This window comes from Pyxidicoccus caerfyrddinensis (assembly GCF_010894405.1).
Taxonomy (GTDB): Bacteria; Myxococcota; Myxococcia; order Myxococcales; family Myxococcaceae; genus Myxococcus; species Myxococcus caerfyrddinensis.
In genome coordinates, this window is the sequence record NZ_JAAIYA010000105.1 from 1 (window position 1) to 1,097 (window position 1,097).

Here is a 1,097-nt window from a genome sequence, read left to right on the forward strand (position 1 = left end):
GGACAAGACCGCCGTCGAGTTCGCAGACGCGAAGCTCACCTACCGGGAGCTGGACGCGCGTGCCAACCAGCTCGCCTGGCACCTGCGTGGCCTCGGTGTGTCCACCGACTCGCGCGTGGCGCTGGCCATGGAGCGCTCGCTGGAGCTGATTGTCTCTCTCGTCGCCATCCTCAAGGCCGGTGGCGCCTACGTCCCGCTGGATTCCTCGTACCCGCGCGAGCGGCTTGCCGCGATGGTGGAGGACGCCCGCCCGGCGGTGCTCATCACCACGCGCGAGCTGCTGGAGAAGCTGCCCACCGAAGGTCTGTCCACCGTCGTCCTGGGAGAAGTGCCTCTGGAGGGGCAGCCCACGCATGTGCTCCCTCTGTCCGCACTGCCTGGCAGCCTCGCGTACATCGACTTCACCTCCGGCTCCACCGGCAGGCCCAAGGGTGTCGGCACTCCACACTCCGCGGTGCTGCGCACCGTGTTCGGTGTCGACTACGCGCACCTGGGCCCGGAGGAAACCTTCCTCCTCATCGCTCCCGTCTCCTTCGACGCCTCTACCCTGGAGCTGTGGGGCCCGTTGCTCCATGGAGCGCGGTTGGTCGTCTTCCCGCCCCACTCGCCTTCCGACCTGAAGGAGCTGGAGTCCGTGCTGACGAAGCACGGCGTCACCACCCTTCACCTCACCTCCGGCCTCTTCACCCAGGTGGTGGACCACAACCCCGCCGCGCTTCGTGGGGTGAAGCAGCTGCTCACCGGTGGCGACGTGGTGAGTGCACCCCACGTGCGGCGCGTGCTGGAAGGAATGTTCATTCCGGTGACGGCCTGCTACGGCCCCACCGAGTCCACGCTCTTCGCCTCCTGCTTCCGCATGACGTCCGCGAAGCAGCTGGGCACCGCCGTGCCCATCGGCCGTCCCATTGGCAACACCCAGGTGTACGTGCTCGACGCCTCCGGCCAGCCCGTGCCCTCGGGCGTCACCGGAGAGCTGTTCATCGGCGGCGACGGCGTGGCCCGTGGCTATGTCGAGCAGCCCGCGTTGACGGCCGAGCGCTTCGTCCCCGACGCCTTCTCCGGCGCGCTTGGTGCCCGCCTCTACCGCACCGGAGACC

General features: G+C 68.8%; 1 protein-coding gene. It reads left to right on the top strand.

Annotated features, from left to right (window positions below; all coding sequences use genetic code 11):
* Nucleotides 1-1,097: amino acid adenylation domain-containing protein (locus G4D86_RS51690; protein WP_164003090.1), on the top strand; the 1,097-nt coding region annotated here is incomplete at both ends.